The 14,671-nt window shown below is 71.0% G+C and carries 14 protein-coding genes; 13 read left to right on the top strand and 1 reads right to left on the bottom strand.

The window, feature by feature from the left end; all coding sequences use genetic code 11:
- Window positions 1–119: 119 nt before the first annotated feature.
- Both ABT061_RS11370 and ABT061_RS11365 read left to right on the top strand, forming a co-directional pair.
- Complete coding sequence (locus tag ABT061_RS11370; protein ID WP_350915277.1) at window positions 120–1,313, top strand: macrolide family glycosyltransferase; 1,194 nt, start codon at window positions 120–122, stop codon at window positions 1,311–1,313.
- Window positions 1,313–2,881 carry an AfsR/SARP family transcriptional regulator gene (locus ABT061_RS11365; RefSeq protein ID WP_350915275.1) on the top strand — a complete coding sequence of 523 codons (1,569 nt, stop codon included), beginning with the start codon at window positions 1,313–1,315 and terminating at the stop codon, window positions 2,879–2,881. Before ABT061_RS11370 ends, ABT061_RS11365 begins: the two co-directional genes overlap by 1 nt.
- Here ABT061_RS11365 and ABT061_RS11360 read toward each other — a convergent pair.
- Window positions 2,797–4,410 carry an FAD-dependent monooxygenase gene (locus ABT061_RS11360; protein WP_350915273.1) on the bottom strand — a complete coding sequence of 538 codons (1,614 nt, stop codon included), beginning with the start codon at window positions 4,408–4,410 and terminating at the stop codon, window positions 2,797–2,799. The genes ABT061_RS11365 and ABT061_RS11360 overlap by 85 nt on opposite strands.
- A 153-nt stretch (window positions 4,411–4,563) precedes the next feature.
- Here ABT061_RS11360 and fabG point away from each other — a divergent pair, with 153 nt between their 5' ends.
- From fabG to ABT061_RS11305, 11 genes are read left to right on the top strand one after another with little or no spacing between them, the layout of a single operon-like run.
- Window positions 4,564–5,313 (top strand): 3-oxoacyl-ACP reductase FabG, encoded by a 750-nt coding sequence (gene fabG / locus ABT061_RS11355; protein WP_030916371.1) that lies wholly within the window; start codon window positions 4,564–4,566, stop codon window positions 5,311–5,313.
- A 48-nt stretch (window positions 5,314–5,361) separates the two neighbouring features.
- On the top strand, window positions 5,362–5,658 hold the full coding sequence (locus tag ABT061_RS11350) for an acyl carrier protein (protein WP_343964540.1): 297 nt from the start codon (window positions 5,362–5,364) through the stop codon (window positions 5,656–5,658).
- Window positions 5,655–6,131: a 3-hydroxyacyl-ACP dehydratase FabZ gene (gene fabZ / locus ABT061_RS11345; protein ID WP_350915271.1), complete on the top strand. Its 477-nt coding sequence runs from the start codon at window positions 5,655–5,657 to the stop codon at window positions 6,129–6,131. The genes ABT061_RS11350 and fabZ overlap by 4 nt, the downstream gene beginning before the upstream one ends.
- A 3-nt stretch (window positions 6,132–6,134) precedes the next feature.
- Complete coding sequence (locus tag ABT061_RS11340) at window positions 6,135–7,199, top strand: aminomethyl transferase family protein (RefSeq protein ID WP_350915269.1); 1,065 nt, start codon at window positions 6,135–6,137, stop codon at window positions 7,197–7,199.
- A gap of 28 nt (window positions 7,200–7,227) precedes the next feature.
- Complete coding sequence (locus ABT061_RS11335; RefSeq protein ID WP_350915267.1) at window positions 7,228–9,498, top strand: beta-ketoacyl synthase N-terminal-like domain-containing protein; 2,271 nt, start codon at window positions 7,228–7,230, stop codon at window positions 9,496–9,498.
- A complete protein-coding gene (locus tag ABT061_RS11330; protein WP_350915264.1) occupies window positions 9,495–10,325 on the top strand; it encodes a nitroreductase family protein in 831 nt (276 codons plus the stop codon). The genes ABT061_RS11335 and ABT061_RS11330 overlap by 4 nt, the downstream gene beginning before the upstream one ends.
- A complete protein-coding gene (locus ABT061_RS11325; protein WP_350915262.1) occupies window positions 10,322–11,563 on the top strand; it encodes an FAD-dependent oxidoreductase in 1,242 nt (413 codons plus the stop codon). The genes ABT061_RS11330 and ABT061_RS11325 overlap by 4 nt, the downstream gene beginning before the upstream one ends.
- A complete protein-coding gene (locus ABT061_RS11320; protein ID WP_344745556.1) occupies window positions 11,560–12,441 on the top strand; it encodes an alpha/beta fold hydrolase in 882 nt (293 codons plus the stop codon). The genes ABT061_RS11325 and ABT061_RS11320 overlap by 4 nt, the downstream gene beginning before the upstream one ends.
- 20 nt (window positions 12,442–12,461) lie before the next feature.
- Window positions 12,462–13,367 carry an ACP S-malonyltransferase gene (locus ABT061_RS11315; RefSeq protein WP_350915260.1) on the top strand — a complete coding sequence of 302 codons (906 nt, stop codon included), beginning with the start codon at window positions 12,462–12,464 and terminating at the stop codon, window positions 13,365–13,367.
- Window positions 13,364–13,795: a holo-ACP synthase gene (locus ABT061_RS11310; protein WP_350915258.1), complete on the top strand. Its 432-nt coding sequence runs from the start codon at window positions 13,364–13,366 to the stop codon at window positions 13,793–13,795. Before ABT061_RS11315 ends, ABT061_RS11310 begins: the two co-directional genes overlap by 4 nt.
- 27 nt (window positions 13,796–13,822) lie before the next feature.
- Entirely contained in the window at window positions 13,823–14,671 is an 849-nt protein-coding gene (locus ABT061_RS11305) for an ester cyclase (protein WP_350915256.1), read from the top strand.

Genomic DNA, 14,671 nt, shown 5'->3' with positions numbered 1-14,671 from the left:
GCCCTAACTAGCATTGCCGACAGATCGCAGTGACTGATTTGTCGCCGATGGGCTAGTTTTTTTGTCGCGAAATCAGTGCTTATCAGGTCAGAAATCCCAGAGAGACAGGATTCTCCCAGATGGCGAAACATTTCCTCTTCCTGGTTCATCCCGACCATGGCCACGTGATCCCCAACCTGGCCGTGGTGACGGAGCTGGTCCGCAGAGGAAACCGCGTCTCCTATCTGACCGGAGACATGATGGTGGGCATCGTGGAGGAGGCCGGCGCCACCGCGCTGCGCTACGACTCGAAGTACCGGGACTCGGACTTCCTGAACCTGGCGCGCGACCCGCTCTACCTGCTCTCGGTCCTGCTCGACGAGAGCGCGGACATGCTGGCGGCCCTGGAGTCCTACCCGGCCGACGACCTCCCCGACATGATCGTCTACGACACCTCCATCCTCTACGCGGGGCGCATCCTGGCCAGGAAGTGGAACCGGCCCGCGACCCAGCTCATCCCGATGTTCGCGTCGAACGCGAACTTCTCGTACCTGAACGCGATCTACAACTCCGACGGGGCCGAGCAGTCCATGCCGAACTGGGTGGACGACATGTTCGCCCGGATCAGCGCCCTGTCCAGTGCGCACGGGGTCGACGTCCCGCCCGCGGAGCTGTGGTGGGAGATCCAGGACTTCAGCATCATCAACATGCCGCGGTCCTTCCAGTACGTCGGTGACAGCTTCGACGAGCGGTTCGCGTTCGTGGGGCCGTGCCTGGGCGAGCGGAACTTCCTGGGCGAGTGGCAGCCGCCGGCCAGCGGGCTTCCGGTCGCGCTCGTCTCGTTCGGCGCGGTCTTCAACGAGTATCCGGACTTCTTCCAGATGTGCGTACGGACCTTCACCGGCGTTCCGTGGCACGTGGTGATCACGGTCGCGGACGGAATGGACCCCGCGGACCTGGGCCCGCTGCCCCCCAACATCGAGGCGCATCGGTGGATGCCGCACTACAAGGTGCTCCAGCACGCCTCGGTGGCCGTCACCCACGGGGGCATGGGCACCGTGATGGAGGCACTGCACTCCGGCTGCCCGATGGTGGTCGTCCCGACGTCATCCATCGACGCGGTGGCCGCCCGGCGGATCGAGGAGCTGAACCTCGGCCGGTCCATCCCGCCGGAGGAGGTCACCGGGGAACTGCTGCTCCAGGCGGTGCTGGAGGTGGCGGGCAGCGAGGTCATCCAGCGGTGCACGGGGGAGATGCAGAAGGATCTGCATGCCTCGGGCGGTACCCTTCGGGCCGCCGACGAGCTTGAGAAGTACCTGATGCGGATCCAGTGATGGACGAACCACTCGAGTTTCGGATCATGGGGCCGCTCGGGGTGTTCAGGAAGGGCGAGGAGCTTCGGATCGGCGGCCCCAGGGAGCGCGCGATCCTGGCCAGCCTGGTACTGAACGCGGGCCGCGTCGTCGGGGTGGACCGGCTGATCGAGGCGGTGTGGGGCGGGCACGCCCCGCAGAGCGCCCGCGGGCAGATCGCCATCTGCGTGTCGCGGCTGCGCAGGGCGCTGGGGGACCGGGCGGACGACATCATGACGTCGAGCCCCGGCTACCTGCTCAGGGCGGCCCCCGAGCAGATCGACAGGCTCCGCTTCGACGACCTCGTGGCGCGGGCGCGCCGGCAGGCCGCCGGGGGCGATCGGGAGGGTGCGATCGCCATGTTGCGGGACGCGCTCTCCCTGTGGCGGGGAACCCCGTTCGAGGACATCCACAGCATGCGCTACGACGCGGCCCGGCTGCGGGAGTCGCGGCTGGAGGCGATCGAGGCCTGCCTGGAGCTGGAGCTGGAGCTCGGCAACCACCTCAAGGTGATCGCGGAACTGGTTCCCGTGGTGGAGGAGCACCCGCTCAGGGAGCGCGCCCGGGCGCAGCTGATGCTGGCCCAGTACCGCTCGGGGCGCCGCGCCGAGTCACTGCGGACCTACCAGGAGGGCCGGCGGCACCTGGTGGAACAGGTCGGGCTGGAGCCCGGCCCGGAGCTGAGGCGGCTGCACGACCAGATCCTGCGGGACGAGTCCGCGCTGATGGAGGTGCCGGGGGTGCGACGGGCCGAGGAGTTCGTCATCCCCTCCCAGCTCCCCCCGCAGGCCCTGCCGTTCACCGGGCGTACCGCGGAGCTCGCCGTCCTGGACGACGCGCTCCGCTTCTCCCCGGAGACGACCGGGCCGGGAACGGTGGTCGTGACGGGTCTGGGCGGCTTCGGAAAGACCGCGCTGGCCCTGCGGTGGGCGCACCGCAGGATCGCCCAGTTCCCCGACGGGCAGCTCTTCGCCGACCTGCAGGGGGACGAGGGCGCGGCGGCCCTGCCCCCCGGTGTCGTCGCCGGCCGTTTCCTGCGCGCGCTCGGCGTGGCCGACCAGGCCATCCCCGAGGATCTCAGCGAGAAGCTGGCCCTGTACCGCAGCAGGACGGCGCGCCGGCGGCTGCTCGTCGTGCTGGACAACGCCCGCGACAGCGCCCAGGTCATCCCGCTGCTGCCGGGCGGCGCGCACTGCCGGGTGATCGTCACGAGCCGGGATCCGCTCGACGAGTTCGTGGCCCGCCAGGGCGCGCACCGGGAGTTCGTCCGGCCGCTGGGCTTCGAGGAGTCCAGGGCACTGGCGGTCATGCTGGTCGGCACCGCCAGGATGGAGGCCGAGCCGCAGGCGATGACCAGGCTCGCGGCCAGTTCCTCGGGGTGCCCGCTGACCCTGCGGATGGCGGCGGCGCGGCTCTGCTCGGGGTCCTACCGGGGATCGGTCGACGAGCTCGCCGGCCACGACGGCTACAACCTCGCCAGGATGGTGTCCAGGGCGCCGGTCAGCGCGTTCGCCGACGCCTCCGCGCCGGGGGAGCGCCAGCCGACGTGACCGTCGGGGCGGATGAGTACGGCTCCGGCGGTGCCCACGCCGAACTCCTCCGCCCACGTCGGTGAGGTGAGCTCCGCCGAGCCGTCGGCGGAGATCTCCAGCGCGGTGACGGCGACCCCGGTGTCCTGGGCCGCCTGCTTGGCGGCCTGCGCCCAGCCGGTGCCCGCGGGCGTCATCAGGGTGAACGAGCTGCCCAGCAGGTCCAAGGTGGAGACCTGGCCGCCCCGCCGCGACAGCCAGACGTGGGGCATCCGGTGGCCGGGGCGGGCGGTCGGCAGGTAGGTCCGGTAGGGGTCGGCGGGTTCGGGGGCGGGCGTCCCGTCCGCGACGACGGCGGCGGAGTCGTAGTGGAAGCCGAGCACCAGGCCCTCCGAGCTGCGCCGGCCCGCCTGCTGGTCGATCGACTCCTGCATGGTCAGGCGGCCCTCCATCATCTGGAAGGTGATGAGCGCGTTGTTCAGGCTCTCGGTGACCGTACGGTCGGAGATCGGGCGCCGCTCGGGCGTGTAGGTGTCGAGAAGGCCGGCCCCCGCGGTGCCCCGGAGCACGGCGGCGAGCTTCCAGCCGAGGTTGTGCGCGTCCTGGATGCCGCAGTTCATGCCGAACCCGCCCTGCGGGGTGGCCACGTGCGCCGCGTCCCCCGCGAGGAAGACCTGGCCGCTGCGGAACTCGTCGGCGACCACGGCCTGCTGGAGCCAGGGCATGATGCCCACGATGTTCACCGCCAGGTCGGGGATGCCCGCCGCGGACCGCACCGCCGCGACGCAGACCTCCTCGGTGAAGTCGTCGGGGCTGCCGCCGTGCGCCGGGTCGTACCCGGTCTGGATCATCCACCGGCGCCGGTTGTCCACCGCCTCCACCGCGCACGGCGGGTTGCTGAGCAGGAAGTAGAGCGCGGCCTGGCGATCACGGAGCAGCGGCCCCAGGTCGGCGTCGAACATGACGCTGATCATGTTGCCCAGCGGGGGAGGGCCGGTCATGGCGATGCCGAGCGCGTCCCTCGTGGTGCTCCGGCCGCCGTCGGCGGCCACCAGGTAGCGGGCGCGGACTGTGCGGCGGACCCCCGCGGACTCGATCACCGCCTCGACGCCGTCCGGGGTCTTCCGCATCTCCGTCATGGTCGTGTCGAAACGGACGTCGGCGCCCGGCTGCGCCTCGGCGAGCGCGCGCAGGATCACCTCGAAACGGTCCTGGGCGCAGATGTAGGTGTAGGTCGGGCTCTGCGGGGCGTCCTCGTGCAGCGGCGCGACCGCCCGCAGGAAGTCGTCATCGGTCAGCGACGTTCCGACGCCCACCGCCAGGGTCTCCTCGCGGGGCAGTCCGGCGCGTTCGACCTCGTCCTGGATTCCCCACGCCCTGACCAGTTCCATGGTCCTGGTCGAGATGAGCCGGGCCTTGGGAAAGAGGGAGGTCTTCTGGTGCCTCTCGACGAGCAACGAGGATATCCCGTACCTCGAAAGCTCGATCGAGGCGGACAGGCCGACCGGGCCGCCTCCGACAATCAACACCTCGACATCGAGCTCGTCCATGGGCGTCAGCGTTCCGTACCGCTGTCATCAGCGTCAATAGCCGGATATCCGGATGATATCGGGCTGAAAACCGGCTTCAGTAGCCTCTCCCCTTGCAAGCGGACGATCAGGTCGGCTCCCTTTCACCTCACCACTGACACCCTGGAGACGAGGATGCTCTTTACCGAAGGCTCGGTGGCCCTGGTAACAGGCGGGTCGCGCGGAATCGGGCGGGCGGTGGCGCTCGATCTGGCCAGGGAAGGCGCTCACGTCGTGGTCAACTACCTGCGCGCCGAGCAGGACGCCAAGGACCTCGTCGCCCAGATCGAGCAGGAGGGTGGCGGCGCGACGGCCGTACAGGCCGACGTCACCAAGGAGGAGGAGGTCCAGCAGCTCTTCCGCGGCCTGCGCTCCGACTTCGGCCGGCTGGACGTGCTGGTGACCAGCGCGGGCATCACCCGCGACCGGCACCTCGTCGCCATGAGCCTTGCGCAGTTCCGCGAGCCGATGGACGTCAACGTCACCGGCACCTTCCTGAGCTGCCGGGAGGCTCTCCGGATCATGCAGCACCAGCGGCGCGGCTCGATCGTGACGCTGTCGTCGGTCAGCGGGCTCGACGGTGGCTTCCCCGGCCAGACGAACTACGTGGCGTCCAAGGGGGCGATCATCGCCTTCAGCAAGGCGCTGTCCTACGAGGCGGCGCCGCACGGTGTCCGGGTCAACGTGGTGGCCCCTGGCTTCGTCGCCACCGACATGACCCGCAGCGTTCCCGCCCAGATCAGGAAGCAGTACGAGTCCCGCATCCGGCTGGGCCGGATGGGCAGGCCCGAGGAGATCGCGTCGATCGTGAGCTTCCTCGCCTCGGACAAGGCCTCGTACGTCACCGGAGAGGTGATGGTCGCCCACGGCGGCGGCCTGGGCTGAGCCTGTCATCAAAAGCACGAGCTTCGACAGCACGAGCACGGAGGAAAGATGACCATCGACGAGCTGCGCGCCAGGGCTGCCCAGCGTCAGCAGGCGTGTGACCAGATCAAGAAGATGATCGTGAACCGGCTGGATCTGGAGATCGAGCCGAACTGGATCACCGACGACCAGCCCCTGTTCGGCCGCGGCCTTGAGCTGGACAGCCTGGACATCCTTGAGCTCTACGTCGCGATCGAGGCGGAGTTCGGGGTGGCCCTCTACGACAGCGAGATGGCGGTCTTCGGCTCGGTGTCCCGGCTCGCGGAGACGATCAAGCCCGAACTGCGAGCGGCAGCCGCGGTATGACCGTTGCCCAGTCGTCCAGGGAATCGCTCAGCCTGAACAACGACCAGATCAGGGAGCTGATCCCGCATCGCTGGCCGATGCTGCTGCTCGACCGCGTCGACAAGGTCGAGCCGGGCGTCAAAGGCACCGCGATCAAGAACGTCGCCGGGACCGAGATCTGGTTCCAGGGGCACTTCCCCGACGAGGCGATCCTGCCGGGCGTCGTGGTCATCGAGGCGATGGCCCAGCTCGCCGGAGTGGTCTTCGCGCTCACCGGGACAAGCAAGATCAGTTACTTGGCGGGGGTCAGGTCGATGCGCTTCCGCCGCCGGATCGTCCCCGGTGACCAGCTGGTCCTGACCGCGGAGCGGAGCGCGGGCGGCAGAGGCTTCGGGGAGTACCGGGTCTCGGCGCGGGTGGACGGGAACATCGCCGCCGAAGGAATCATCACGATCGCCGACCCGGCGGCCGGCAGCACTCATGGAGAGGTGTGAGAAATGGATTCCGTGCTCGCGAACGCGCACCCGGAGGAGACCGTCTTCGGCGAGGTGCTGGACGTGACCGTCCCACTGCGCTTTTCGACGCCGGCCGAGGAGTACAAGGCCCTCAGGGAGCGGGCCGCGCTGCTCGACCTGAGCGGGCTCGGCCTGATCGAGATCAGCGGTGACGGCGCCGTCGACTTCGCGCAGCGGGTCCTCGCCCGCGACGTCGAGTACCTGACCTCCGAGCGCTGCATGATGAGCCTCGTCCTGGACGAGTCGGGGCAGATCGTCGACCAGGTGGTCGTGTGGGGCCGGGAGAACGGGATGTTCCTGGAGAGCTCCTGCGGCGCCGGGCCACGCCTGCTCGAACACCTGCAGAAGCACAACGACGAGGGCGTCGACATCGTCGACCGCTCCGGCGACCTGACCATCCTGGGACTGGAGGGCCCCTACGCCTGGGGCGTGGTGGGCCGGCTGATCGACGGTGAACTGGCCTCGCTGCCGTTCGAGGCCGTGGTGGACACGACCTGGAACGGCGTGGACATCGTGTTCGGGCGGACCGGGTTCACCAGCGAGTACGGCTACCAGATGATCGTGCCCACCGAGTCGGCCGCCGAGCTGTGGCGGCAGTCGCTGGAGCAGGCGGTGCCCGCCGGCAACGAGGCGCTGGAGATCGCCATGCTGGAGGTCCGGCAGCCGGTGATCCGGCACGAGGCGACCGGCGGGGTCAACATCATCGAGGGCGGCGCCAACTGGCTCGTCGACATCACCAAGGAGTCGTTCATCGGCAAGGAGGCGGTGCTGGAGGCGTTCAACGGCTCCGTCGGCCGCCGGACCCTCGGCTTCAGCGGCGGCGGGTCGGTCCCCGAGCCCGGCACCCGGGTCCTGGCCGCCGGTCAGGACATCGGCGAGGTGGTGTACGCGGTGCACAGCCTCGGGCTGGGCGCCACGCTCGGCCTGGTGCGGGTGGACGCGGAGTTCGCCGCGGCGGGTCTGCAGTTCACCGTCGGCGACGCCGAGGTCACCACGCTGACCAGCCCCTACATCACGCCCAAGAGCTGGAGCATCCCGATCATCTGATCGGTTGATCGTCGGAGAAGGAGTGAGCATGGCGTCGCGCCCCGTCGTCATCACAGGTCTGGGTGTCATCTGCGCCATCGGCCGTGACCCGGAAGAGTTCTGGCTACGGCTCATGGCCGGCCAGGGTGGTGTCACCCCGGTCGACGACGAGGCGTTCGCCGTGTTCACCGCCCGGTACGCGGGTCAGGTCCCCACCGAGTGGATCACCGGGCAGCTGCCGGACTCCGACGCCGCCCTGGACCGCACCGCCCAGCTGGCCCTCATCGCGGCACGTCAGGCCGTCGGCCAGGCGGGGTTGTCGGCGGACGACGTCGAGGCCGACCGGTTCGGGCTGGTGCTCGGCAAGTGCCAGGCGACCCCCGACGCGGCGGGCCGCTACCAGCCCATGCACCGCACCGGCGACGTGGTGGCCGGGCGGCTGGGCATGCGCGGGCCGCGCATCCTGGTGTCGACCGCGTGCGCGGCCGGCGGCAACGCCGTCGGCCTGGCCAAGGACAAGATCCTCACCGGCGAGGCGGACGTGGTGCTGGCCGGTGGCGTCGACCCGCTGCTGTTCGGGACCTACGCCGGATTCGCCGGGCTACAGGCGCTCAGCACCGGACCCTGCGCGCCCTACAGCCGCTCAGACGGTCTCAACCTCGGCGAGGGCGCGGCGTTCCTGCTGCTCGAACCGCTGGACCGGGCGCTGGCCAGGGGGGCGACCCCGCTGGCCGAGGTCGCCGGGTACGGGCTGTCCGCGGACGCCTACCACGCGACCGCCCCCGACCCCACCGGCCGGGGCGGTGCGAGCGCGGTACGCCGGGCGCTGGCCGACGCGGGCATGAGCACCGACGACGTGAGCTACGTCAGCGGTCACGGCACCGGCACGCCGGCCAACGACGCGATGGAGGCCAAGGTGATGCGGGCGGTCTTCGGCGACCGCGCGCCGCGGGTGCCCACCAGCAGCATCAAGTCCTTCGTCGGCCACACCCTGGGCGCGGCCGGCGCGGTCGAGGCGGTCGCCAGCGTGCTGGCGCTCCGGCACGGCATGGCGCCGCCGACCATCGGCTTCGACGCCGACACCACGACGGACCTGGACTTCGTGCCCAACGTGGCCAGGCGGATGCCGATCGAGACCGTGGTCTCCAACAACTACGCCTTCGGCGGCAACAACGTCGCGCTCGCGCTGACCACCCCGGGTGGCGAGCGCGAGTACGAGGAGTTGCCCGACCGGCCGGTCGTGATCACCGGGCTGGGCCCGGTCAGCGGGCTGGGCACCGGGATCGCCGAGCTGGCCGGGGCACTCGCGGAGGGCCGCCAGGCCGCCGGCCGGGCGCCCTCGCTGGAGGGACGGACGTTCGCGCCCCGCTCGCTCTGGCGGCACATGAACCACCTGTCCAGGATGGCGATCGCGGCCTCCCGGCTGGCCTGGGAGGACGCCGGGATCAAGCTGCCCAGGGCGGCGCTGGACAACGTCGGACTGATCTTCGCGACCGCGGCGGGCTCGGTGGAGAGCACCGGCGGATTCGACGAGAGCGTCGCGGTCGACCCGAACAAGCCGGCCGTGCTGAGCTTCTCCAACGTCGTGCTGAACGCCACCGGCGGCGCGGTCTGCCAGACCCTGGGCCTGCGCGGCCCGACCACCACGATCTGCAACGGCGAGGCCTCGGCCTCGATCGCGCTGGACTGCGCCATTGAGATGATCAAGGCGGGCAAGGCGGACGTGGTGCTGGTGGTGGCGGCGGACGAGACGACGGCGGCCGGGGCCGCCGAGGACACTGTGGTCACCCCCTACGACCGGGAGCGCACGGGGTCCGTTCCCGGATCCGCGGCCGTGGCCATCCTGGTGGAGTCGGCCGAGCACTGCGCCGCCCGCGGGGGACGCGCGTACGCGCGGATCCTGGGCAGCGGCCACGCCGGCACCGGGGAGCAGGGCGAGCGGGAGTCGATCAGGCGCAGCCTGGCAGGCCTCTCCGCGGGGAAGGCCGGTCTGGTCGTCGGCGCGGGTACCGGCGGCCGGTACGACGCCGACGAGGCGGCGGTCCTGCTCGAACTGGTGCCGGACGGCCTGCTCACCACCTCGGTCGGGCAGACCGGCGACTGCCAGGCGGCCTCGGGCGCGATGAACCTCGCCGTGGCCGCCCTGGCGATCCGCGACGGGATCGCCCCCGCGCTGCACGGCCTGGAACACCCGTACGCCGGTGAGGTGGAGTCCTACGTCAGGAAGCCGCACCTGTCGGAGGCGGTCGAGCAGGCGCTGGTGCTGACCGCGGCGGCCGACTCGGTGCGCGGCGCCGTCCTGCTGGGGGCGATGCCATGAAACCGGCCCCGGAGGCCGGCCCGGAGACCGATCGGTTGCCGACCACCACCCGGTCCGTCCGGCGGCGGCTCGACCTTGACCGGTCTGTGCCACGCGAGGAGGCCGGCCCGCCGTTCGACGTCTCGGAGACCGATCGGCTGCTGACCACCACCCGGTCCGTCCGGCGGCGGCTCGACCTTGACCGGCCGGTGCCGCGCGAGGTCGTGGAGGAGGCCCTGGAGGTCGCCGTCCAGGCTCCGACCGCCAACAACCAGCAGCACTGGCGCTGGCTGGTGGTCACCGAGCCCGCCGTCAAGGAGAAGCTCGCCGAGCTGATGCGGGTCTCCTGGAACTTCCATCGCAACGACGTATGGACCAGCGCCGGCCGCAGAAGGAACAGCGAGGCGGCACGGCGGAACAACGCCTCGGTGGTCGCGCTGGCCGAGGGGATCGCGAGGGTGCCCGTCCTGGTCATCCCCTGCGTGCTCGGCCGGCCGCCGGACATCGCGGCCATCGACGCCGCCTGGGAGCGGCAGATGGCGGCCAAGCCCGCGGAGGACACCGGACACGAGGTGCGGCTCGGCGCCATGCGGGCGAGCACCTTCTACGGCTCGATCTTCCCGGCGATCTGGTCCTTCCAGCTGGCACTGCGCAGCCGGGGCCTGGGCAGCACGATCACCTGCATGCACGTGCCCTTCGAGCGACAGGTGGGCGAACTGCTCAACATCCCGTCCGGGGTCACCCAGGTGTGCATGGTGCCGGTCGCCTACACGATCGGTACCGACTTCCGACCGGCGAAGCGGTACCGAGCCAGAGAACGCACGTATTGGGAGGGGTGGCAGGCATGACCGTTGAGTACGCCGATGTCGTCGTCGTCGGTGGCGGAATCGCGGGCGCGTCCGCGGCCAGCAAGCTGGCCGCGGGTGGTCTGTCGGTCGTCTTGCTGGAGAAGCAGAAGGTCTACCAGGACCTGGTGCGCGGAGAGTGGCTGGCACCCTGGGGCGTTCGGGAGGCACAGCTGCTCGGCGTCGCCGACTGCTTCGCGGCGGGCGGCGCCTGGGAGATCCGCGAGTGGATGACCTGGGACGAGGCCATCCCCGCGGACGAGGTCGAGGCCATCGACATGACCCGGTCGATGCCCGAGGTCGGCGGCCCGCAGTCGTTCCCGCACCACGCGGTGTGCGAGCTGATGGCGGCGCAGGCGGCGGAGTACGGCGCCAGGCTGGTGATGGACGCGGCCAAGATCAAGGTCACCCCCGGCAAGGAGCCGACGGTCACCTACCTCGACAACGGCACCGAGCACGAGATCAGGACCAGGATGGTGCTCGGCGCCACCGGCCGGGTCGGCAACGTCGGCCGGCAGATCGGCGTCTCGATGAGCGGCTCCGTGCACCACTGGGGCGGCGGCATGATGGTCGAGGGGCTGGACGACTGGCCCTCCGACGTGCAGGCGATGGGCACCGAGGGCGACGTCATGTTCATGGTGTTCCCGCAGGGCTTCGGCCGGGCGCGGCTCTACCTCAACCTCGCGACCGGCACCCAGCACCGCTACCGCGGACCCGACGCGGTGCGGAACTTCCTGAACGCCTTCGAGCTCAACTGCCTGCCCGACCGGGGCAAGGCGGTGACCCAGGCGGTTCCCGCCGGGCCACTGGCGGTCTGGCCGTCGATGACGCTCATCCCCGACGGGCCGCCGCTGACCGACGGGGTCGTGCTGATCGGTGACGAGGCGGGAAACGGCGACACCGTACTGGGCACCGGCCTGTCGTGCAGCATGCGCGACGCCAGGACCGTCGCCGACATCCTGCTGGAGAGCGACGACTGGTCGGTGGGGGCCTTCGACCCCTACCTGAAGGAGCGCAAGGCACGGATGGACCGCCTGAACTTCGGCGCGGCCATCATCAGCAAGCTGTACGCGGAGTTCGGGCCCGAGGCCACCGAGCGGCGCAGGCGCGCCCGCCGGTTGATGTCGCAGAACGTCGCACTGCAGGTGACGGGGCTTTTGAACATGGTGCCCCCGGAGGATGTGCCGGAGTTCGGCTTCAGTGAGTTCTTCGCCGAACGGTTGTTTAGGGAGACCGCATGAGCATGGAATCGTTGGTCAACAGGACGCTGCACGTCAACGGCGTCGACATCGCGTTCGTCGACCAGGGCGAGGGCGATCCGGTGGTCCTGCTGCATGGATTCCCGGACTCCTCCTACCTGTGGCGCCACCAGATACCGGCGCTGGTCGAGGCGGGCTTCCGGGTCATCGCCCCGGACCTGAGAGGGTTCGGCGAGTCCGGCAAGCCGCAGGAGATCGAAGCCTACGACATGCAGACGATCGTCAACGACGTCGTCGAACTGACCCTGGCACTGGGCATCCGCAAGGCGCACCTGGTCGGTCACGACTGGGGCGCGGCCATCGCGTGGATGTACTCGTTCCTGATGCCCCGCAGGGTCGACCACCTGGCCGTGCTGTCGGTCGGTCACCCGGGGGTGTTCTCCACCCCGACGCTGGAGCAGCGGGCGGCCTCCTGGTACATGCTCTTCTACCAGTTCCCCGGGGTGAGCGAGACGCTGCTGCGCCGCAACGGGTGGCGGCTGTTCAAGCAGATCATGGGGCGCGAGGGCGACCACACCCGCTACCTGCGCGACCTGGCCCGCCCCGGCGCGCTGACCGCCGGCCTGAACTGGTACCGGGCCAACCGCTCGCCGGAGTCCGAACTCCGTCCCGAGCGGCCCTTCCCGCCGGTGCTCGCCCCCACGCTGGGCATCTGGTCGGCCGGTGACAAGGCCATGATGGAGGAGGGCATGACCGGCTCCGCCAAGTACGTCAAGGGCCCCTGGCGCTACGAGCGGATCGAGGACGCCAGTCACTGGATCCCCCTCGACGCCCCCGAGCAGGTCAACAAGCTGCTGATCGGCTTCCTGGGCACCGAGAAGCCGGCCGAGGCGGCCAACCGCCGCAGGCGGCGGCTCTAGCCGGGGGACAGGGGGATCTCATGCTCGGGTTCCTGTTTCCAGGACAGGGCACGGTCCGCGTCGGCATGGGTGCCTGGCTGCGCCGTAAGCCGGTGGCCGCGGAGGTGTTCGCCCAGGCGGACGAGCTGCTCGGGCAGCCGATCTCGCCGCTCTGCGCCAAGGGGCCGCTGGACCGCCTGGTCGCCACCGAGCACGCCCAGCCGGCGGTGACCGTGTGCAACCTGGCGGCGCTGGCCGTGCTGCGCGCCGACGGGCACGAACCCGGCCTGGTCGCGGGGCACAGCGTCGGCGAGCTCAGCGCGCTGTACGCGGCGGGCGTGCTCGACCTGGCGGGCACGCTCCGGCTGGTGGAGATCCGTTCCCGGCTGATGGCCGAGGTCGGGGCGACGGGCGGGATGAGCGCGGTCATGGGGCTGGCGGTCGAGGAGGTCGAGGCGCTGGCCGCCGAGGCCGCCACCGCGGACGAGCCGCTCGTCGTGGGCCTGGAGAACGCGCCGGGCCACGTGGTGGTCTCCGGCGCCCTGCCCGCGATCGAGCGGCTGGGCAAGCTGGCGAGCGGCGCCCGCAAGATCGTGCCGCTCCAGGTCAGCAACGCCTTCCACTCCCCGCTGATGGCCCCGGCGGTACCCGGCTGGCGGGAGGCGGTGCGCGCCGCGCCGATGGCGCCGCCCCGCGTCCCGGTCGTGCCCAACGTCACCGCCGAACCCACCATGGATCTGGACGTGATCAGGGAGGCGCTGATCACCCAGCTCACCGAGCGGGTGCGGTGGACCGAGACGGCGCTGCGGACCACCACGACCACGCTCTGTGTCGAGGTGGGCGACAGCAAGGCGCTCACCGGGCTGTCGCGCGGCGTCGGCGCCCGCTGCCTGAGCATGACCGATCCCGGCACGCCGCGGCGGCTGGCCCAGGAGCGGGGCGCGTGAGCCGGTGGGGCTGCGCCATGGTCTCCTTCGCCGGGCTCTCCCGGCCGAAGGAACTCCTCGGCGAGATGCGGCTGGAGCAGGTCTACACCCGCCCGGAGCGTCTGCGGTCGGGCACGGGCCGCACCCTCCAGCACTGGGCGGGCCGCCTCGCGGCCAAGCGGGCGGTGCTGCGCCTGCTGGAGGTCGCGGAGACCGCCGAGCATCTCGGCCAGGCGGAGGTGCTGCCCCGGCCCACCCCGATGTGCTCCCGGAGTGCGGTCTGCCTGCACGGGCACCCGCCCGACGTACGGCTGAGCGGTGCCCTCGCCGACGCGGCGGGGGGCAGGGAGCGGATCCGGATATCCATCAGCCACACCGCCGCCTGCGCGCTGGCGGTCGCGCTGGTCTCGGCGCGGCTCCCCGAAGACGACCACCTCGATGGGGTTTGACGATGAGGCTCGACGGTGAGGCCTGACATGGACATGCGACAGATCGCGGAAAGCCACCTGAAGGCCTGGCAGAGCGGGGACGCCGAGGCCGTGGCCGCGTCGGTGGACGCCTTCGACGATCCGGACACGGCGGGCCCGCTGAGCGGGGACGCGCTGGCCGCCCACGCGGGCGAGGTGCTGGCCCGGTTCGGCAACCTGCGCCTGCACGTCGAGCACCTGGCCGTCACCGAGGAGTTCGCCGTGCTCTCCTGGACGCTGGAGGCCGACCACCGCGCCCCCTACCTGGCCATGCCCGCCGTCGGCAGGCCCGTCCGCGTCACCGGGACCGACCTGCTGGTCAGGGACGGTGAGACGGTGCGCGTCCAGCGGTGCTTCGACCGGCTGGCCGTCGCCGCCGCGCTGGGATTCGAGGCGAGGTTCGTGCCCGAGGCCGACGAGGAGCGGGAGTTCGGGGTGAGCACGCGGACCACCCTGGGACGTACCGCGCGTCCCGGCGCCCTGGCGCTGACCTGGCTGGAGGTCGACGACGGCGCGCAGGCGGCCGAGGTCGACCTGCTCAGCGTGGAGGTCGTCAAGGCGCTGCGCGCCTCGAAGGGATTCCTCGGCGCCTCGACCTTCGACATCGGCAGGCGCAAGTTCACCCTGAGCGCCTTCGACCGCCCGGAGTCCGTCCGCGCCGTACACGGCCGGCCCCACCAGCGGGCGATGCGGCGCTTCTTCAAGGGCGGACTGTGCACCCGGGCACTCACCAGCATCTGGCTGCCGGCCACGGTCCGCGAATACGCTCGCTGTCTCGACTGCGAGACCGTCTTCTCCACGGACGAGGGCGCGGCCTGCGGTTGTGGCTGGATTCCCGAGCGCGAATCCCTATTGTGA

This window comes from Streptosporangium sp. NPDC002544 (genome assembly GCF_040295965.1).
Taxonomy (GTDB): domain Bacteria; phylum Actinomycetota; class Actinomycetes; order Streptosporangiales; family Streptosporangiaceae; genus Streptosporangium.
This window is presented reverse-complemented; position numbering and strand designations above follow the sequence as displayed.

Excerpts from the sequence above, each read along its gene's own strand:
- ABT061_RS11370 (WP_350915277.1), top strand. The coding sequence starts at position 120 with ATGGCGAAACATTTCCTCTTCCTGGTTCATCCCGACCATGGCCACGTG.
- ABT061_RS11365 (WP_350915275.1), top strand. The coding sequence starts at position 1,313 with ATGGACGAACCACTCGAGTTTCGGATCATGGGGCCGCTCGGGGTGTTC.
- ABT061_RS11360 (WP_350915273.1), bottom strand. The coding sequence starts at position 4,410 with ATGGACGAGCTCGATGTCGAGGTGTTGATTGTCGGAGGCGGCCCGGTC.
- fabG (WP_030916371.1), top strand. The coding sequence starts at position 4,564 with ATGCTCTTTACCGAAGGCTCGGTGGCCCTGGTAACAGGCGGGTCGCGC.
- ABT061_RS11350 (WP_343964540.1), top strand. The coding sequence starts at position 5,362 with ATGACCATCGACGAGCTGCGCGCCAGGGCTGCCCAGCGTCAGCAGGCG.
- fabZ (WP_350915271.1), top strand. The coding sequence starts at position 5,655 with ATGACCGTTGCCCAGTCGTCCAGGGAATCGCTCAGCCTGAACAACGAC.
- ABT061_RS11340 (WP_350915269.1), top strand. The coding sequence starts at position 6,135 with ATGGATTCCGTGCTCGCGAACGCGCACCCGGAGGAGACCGTCTTCGGC.
- ABT061_RS11335 (WP_350915267.1), top strand. The coding sequence starts at position 7,228 with ATGGCGTCGCGCCCCGTCGTCATCACAGGTCTGGGTGTCATCTGCGCC.
- ABT061_RS11330 (WP_350915264.1), top strand. The coding sequence starts at position 9,495 with ATGAAACCGGCCCCGGAGGCCGGCCCGGAGACCGATCGGTTGCCGACC.
- ABT061_RS11325 (WP_350915262.1), top strand. The coding sequence starts at position 10,322 with ATGACCGTTGAGTACGCCGATGTCGTCGTCGTCGGTGGCGGAATCGCG.
- ABT061_RS11320 (WP_344745556.1), top strand. The coding sequence starts at position 11,560 with ATGAGCATGGAATCGTTGGTCAACAGGACGCTGCACGTCAACGGCGTC.
- ABT061_RS11315 (WP_350915260.1), top strand. The coding sequence starts at position 12,462 with ATGCTCGGGTTCCTGTTTCCAGGACAGGGCACGGTCCGCGTCGGCATG.
- ABT061_RS11305 (WP_350915256.1), top strand. The coding sequence starts at position 13,823 with ATGGACATGCGACAGATCGCGGAAAGCCACCTGAAGGCCTGGCAGAGC.